This is a genomic window from Pedobacter sp. (assembly GCF_035566355.1).
Taxonomy (GTDB): domain Bacteria; phylum Bacteroidota; class Bacteroidia; order Sphingobacteriales; family Sphingobacteriaceae; genus Pedobacter.
This window is the reverse complement of sequence record NZ_DATMRL010000670.1, coordinates 1-4506: the sequence shown is the minus strand read 5'-3', so window position 1 is coordinate 4506 and position 4506 is coordinate 1. Positions and strand designations below refer to the sequence as shown.

Annotated in this window: 6 protein-coding genes; 5 read left to right on the top strand and 1 reads right to left on the bottom strand. The window is 36.0% G+C overall.

The genetic code is table 11. The annotated features are described in order from the left end of the window. A partial coding sequence (locus VNZ46_RS26475) for a glycoside hydrolase family 2 TIM barrel-domain containing protein (RefSeq protein WP_325564230.1) occupies nt 1-1383 on the top strand: 1383 nt, incomplete at its 5' end. A gap of 100 nt (nt 1384-1483) precedes the next feature. On the opposite strand, the gene VNZ46_RS26470 is transcribed toward VNZ46_RS26475, so the two are convergent. Continuing rightward, nucleotides 1484-1960: an Lrp/AsnC family transcriptional regulator gene (locus tag VNZ46_RS26470; protein WP_325564228.1), complete on the bottom strand. Its 477-nt coding sequence runs from the start codon at nt 1958-1960 to the stop codon at nt 1484-1486. Nucleotides 1961-2365: 405 nt separating this feature from the next. On the opposite strand from VNZ46_RS26470, the gene VNZ46_RS26465 reads away from it, so the two are divergent. From VNZ46_RS26465 to VNZ46_RS26450, 4 genes are all read left to right on the top strand, one after another. After that, on the top strand, nt 2366-2812 hold the full coding sequence (locus tag VNZ46_RS26465; RefSeq protein ID WP_325564226.1) for an AraC family transcriptional regulator: 447 nt from the start codon (nt 2366-2368) through the stop codon (nt 2810-2812). Next, nucleotides 2793-3086, top strand: a complete 294-nt coding sequence (locus VNZ46_RS26460; RefSeq protein ID WP_325564224.1) for a helix-turn-helix transcriptional regulator — start codon at nt 2793-2795, stop codon at nt 3084-3086. Before VNZ46_RS26465 ends, VNZ46_RS26460 begins: the two co-directional genes overlap by 20 nt. 240 nt (nt 3087-3326) lie before the next feature. After that, complete coding sequence (locus tag VNZ46_RS26455; RefSeq protein ID WP_325564222.1) at nt 3327-3950, top strand: hypothetical protein; 624 nt, start codon at nt 3327-3329, stop codon at nt 3948-3950. A gap of 3 nt (nt 3951-3953) precedes the next feature. Further along, nucleotides 3954-4361, top strand: coding sequence for a hypothetical protein (locus VNZ46_RS26450; protein ID WP_325564220.1), 408 nt, complete (start codon nt 3954-3956; stop codon nt 4359-4361). Nucleotides 4362-4506 lie beyond the last annotated feature (145 nt).

The following is a 4506-nucleotide window of genomic DNA, read 5'->3' as shown; positions in this document are numbered from 1 at the left end:
TATACAGCACCTACCGATGAAGCCCTTGCTTTTGATATTAAGGCCATCAAAGCAATGGGCTTTAATACCATTCGCAAGCACATCAAAGTGGAGCCGGCCAGATGGTATTATTGGGCAGATAAGCTTGGTATGCTGGTATGGCAGGATTTTGTGAATCCTAATCAGAGTCTGCCGGAGGGTAGCAAAGCAGAATTCGAAAAAGGTGCTTTAGATGAAATGACCCAGTTGCACAATAATCCCTCCATTGTGGCCTGGGTTCTTTTCAACGAGAAATGGGGGCAATATGATCAGCAACGCCTCAGTGAATGGGTTAAAAAAACAGATCCATCCAGAATTCTTAACGGGCACTCTGGCGAATTGCTCTATGTGAATGAGCAGTTGCGCTCTCCTTCTCCAAATGCTTACGTTAGTGCAGACATGACCGATGTGCACAGCTACCCGGATCCAATGATGTCTATTAGGCAAGCTGGAAAAGCACAGGTATGCGGAGAATTCGGTGGAATAGGGGTATTTATCCCTGATCATCAATGGTTAACAGGATCTGCCTGGGGCTATATCCAGGAAAAGCCAGCAGCACTCAAAGCAAAATACACCATCATGAACCAGCATTTGCAATTGATGGAAAAGGAGGGCTTATCCGGATCGATTTATACGCAGCCTTTTGATGTGGAGGGCGAGCAGAATGGGTTGATGACCTACGACCGTGAGGTGATTAAAATTCCATTTGCAGAAATGAGAAAGATCCATAGCCAGCTAAACCCTGACGCTTCTTCTCCATCCTGGCTTTCCATGACAAACGATATAGCCGCTCAGGACGCAGATCTTACCGAGCCGGGTATCGCATACAGTGCTATGCTACAGGAGTATATCGGCGGAAAACGTGACCTTTCCTTCCTGAAAAAAATGGCGATGATGGCTATGCAGGCAGGAGATAAACCTGGAGCGCTGCTTGCAGGTTCCGCCTATGTTTCTTCGCTTAAAATGCCATTATCTGAGGAAGACATTAATAATGTAGTTCAGTTTACCAAGAGTACAAAAGATGTGGGGTTTAACCTGATGAATACAAATGCTGATGCTTTCAAAAAGGTGATGGGAGACCGTAAATATACTGTAGCCATGATGAATATGATTTTCAAGGGAGACATTGAACCTATGCTGAATGCTTCTGAAAATCCGGATTGGTCTGTGATAGAAGACAAGGTTAAACCTTATGGAGCGCCCGGAGAAGAAATTTTGCTTAGAGCTAAAGTAGTCGCTTTCTACAACAAACAAGATTGGAAAAATTATAAACCAGCAACGAATGCCTATTTGGCTAAGTATAGCGATAACATTTCTGAGCAAGAAAGAGAAATGTTTAAAAAAGCTATAAATGAGCATCAGTAAAATGATCTTATTAGTACTGATTTAAGGCTTTACTTTAAAAGGTAAATTCAGTTAATAGTGAATAAAGAGCTCTGGATGGGGCTCTTTTTTATTTATAAGACTAAAGTAATTCTAATTTTATCGATGTTTCGAATTTACATTCTGAGATTATAAAATAGCTTTGCAGGTGCATGAGGTTTGGGATAACGGCTAAGTTTTCTACAAGAAAGATTTTATAGGTTTGCATGTCCTTAACGGCAATTTTTAAATTAAAGTCGTATTGACCAGTCATATGATAGCATTCTCTAACTTCATCAAACTTATTGACTGTTTCTTGAAATTGCTTCAAACAATTAGCGGAGTGATCATAAAGCTGTACCTGAATAAACGCTACTAGACCTTGATTAATTTTGTCTCTATTAAGTAAGGCTGTGTAACATTTAATATATCCCTGTTCTTTAAGCCTTTTGACTCGATCGTATACCGGGGATACAGACATTCGTACTTTTGCCGCTAACTCTTTTGTACTTAAGCGGGCATCCTGTTGCAAAAGGTTGAGGATACACAAATCTGTGTGATCCAGTCGGGAAGTGTTCATAAAGCCTAGAAATTAATAATGTAGATATTATATTCCAGGTAAATTCAGTTCATCAAATATAGTGAATGTTTTATGGGTTGCAAATTATATTTGGTCATATTCTTAGGTGTGTAGTGTGAGTGAAATTAAATTTTGTTTTTCTAATGATTTGAGGCTTAGTTATCGGAATCGTTCTCTCTCCAATTACTTTTCTCTTCAATTGCTGATTTTTACGTCGTAAGTATTTTTGATTTTCTTCTTAGTAAGAAGAAAGGGTGCTCGATTTTAAGCATCAGATTCTATTACAAAAGTTATTCACTAAACTCCTGAGTAAAGGTAATTAGCTTATGTGATTTCAGGATTTTCAAGTAGCGATACTTGCAAAGTATAAGAGATTGTACAATTAGTTTTTCAAAGAGATTGGATATGATAATGGATGTAATTATTGATGAAAAAAATACGAGTCTATTAGATACTGAATATTTTCAGCCGGAGATGAAGATCCTAAATAAATTAAAGAATTTGATTGAGACGGATTTTAAAGTAAATCGTAATGTAAACAAGTATACGGATGAACTAGGAGTTACTTTGTATTATTTAAATAGTTTGACGAAATATTATTTCGGTTGTACAGTATACGAGTTATTGCAAGCCAGGGTTCATCAAGAAGCACTTTATTTATTGCAAAATAGTAAGCTTTCTATTAAGCAGATTACTTTTGAAATTGGTACTTGTGATCCATCTTATTTTTGTAGATGCTTTAGAAAGATAGAGGGAGTTTCTCCTTCAGATTATAGAAAAAGAAGGGAACTTCTGATTAAGAATTCTTCTGTAAATAAATTTTCTGAAAGAAATGAAAGATATAGGTATTAAAATTAAGCTGCTTAGGATAAAGGAGCAAAAGAGGCAGTTTCATTTGGCTAATGCGCTGGGTATTTCTATCCCAGCCTATTCCAAGATAGAGGCCGGGATAACGGATATCAATACTAGCCGACTGCGTGAAATCGCTAGCTATTTTAATGTAGATCCTTCCTACTTTTTTGAAGATACAGATTCTATTAAAGAGGAACTTAAAGTACAAAAGGCATTGGTTAACGAGCTTAGTATGAAGCTAATTGCTGCTTTGGAATATAAGACCAGTATTTAAAATTCCTTTTTCAAAAGAGAATTTAGACGTAATATCTTATTGATTATCAAAATTTTGTAACGAAATAAATAATAATGTAAAATGATTGAATTCCTACTTGAGGTAGGTGCTATAATTAACCATTTATTAATTCTCTTAATTAGTGTCTCTTATGATTGAATTTGCTTTCAAAGGCTTGCTGTGCCTTTTTAAATATGCAGCTGTGGTTTTTGTTGATGTATTTTTTGGAAAGGCGTGGTTATGTTAAAGGACCGTTTAATTCCGGAAGAGAATTTAACAGCATTGTTTGATTTTCTAGCTAAATTTTTGGAGATGCCTTATAAGAATTTTAAGTCCCATGTTTCGAAACAATTGATAAAGTGCACTTGTGAAAAGGATGATGGTCCAATTCATTGGGTAGGCGATATTTCTTACAAGTGTTGGTTTGTGGTGAAGGGTATTGTTATCATTTATATGAACGGTAAAGATGGTCGGTTGAACCGCGGATTTTTTAAAGCGGGAGAGATTGCTATTCTACCTAATAGTTTTAAAAATAGTGTGCCTTCAGAATCCGGTTTGATTGGTGTTGTTGATACAGAGTTACTTGAAATTTCGACTTTTCAAATGCAGCAAATTTATGATGAATTTCCCAAAAGTTTGGATTTGGAAAGTAAGATAATTTCTTCTGTGGTAGGGAAATCGGAATTGAGGGATAGGCTACTCAAGTTACCCGTGCAAGAAAGGGTGGATGAGTTCCATGAGATTTTTCCAGAGACTAAGGGGAAAAATAGGACAGTGAAACTGCTGGATAAGGATAAAGCGAATTATTTGAATATTGGCGAAACTTATTTAAGCCGGTTTTGCGCAGATGATAGGGAGGAATAATTATTGAAAAGATCTGCTTCTTCCTTTGATGATTCGATATTGAATTTGTTTATCTATTTAATTAACGAATTAAATGATACACGAAAGGATATCCCTGACGATTTTATGGAACGTGTAGAATTGGCTTATAAGTGTATTACGGATTTGATTTTTGATGCTTTGGCTAGTGATGAAAAGAAGGGCAAAAGGATGATGAAAAAGATATCTGAAAAGCTTTTGTTAATAAGGGTAAAGTACACAAATACTTTAATTCGGTTTAATAAGAATATGGAATCTTGGTTTGTTGGATATGATTATTTTCCAGACGAAATGAGGCATGCTTTTGCTGTTGTTATATTTAATCGTATTGATTCGATAGTGTCTTTTGCCCTGGAATTTAAATCTATTCCTAATCTTAACAATGGTCTTTAAATTTTTTTCTGGACTTATAATATTACAAGTGAGGGCTTCTTGCGATGGTTTAGTTTTGGGTTATTCATTAATCTAAAACAAAAATAAAATGAAGAAAATTTTTAAATCTGTACTGGTGGCTACGGTTGTAGTTGCTGGTCTTTCT

What these genes read in the sequence shown, in the direction of transcription:
- VNZ46_RS26470 (WP_325564228.1), bottom strand. Translation starts at nt 1,960, where the DNA reads ATGAACACTTCCCGACTGGATCACACAGATTTGTGTATCCTCAACCTT.
- VNZ46_RS26465 (WP_325564226.1), top strand. Translation starts at nt 2,366, where the DNA reads ATGATAATGGATGTAATTATTGATGAAAAAAATACGAGTCTATTAGAT.
- VNZ46_RS26460 (WP_325564224.1), top strand. Translation starts at nt 2,793, where the DNA reads ATGAAAGATATAGGTATTAAAATTAAGCTGCTTAGGATAAAGGAGCAA.
- VNZ46_RS26455 (WP_325564222.1), top strand. Translation starts at nt 3,327, where the DNA reads ATGTTAAAGGACCGTTTAATTCCGGAAGAGAATTTAACAGCATTGTTT.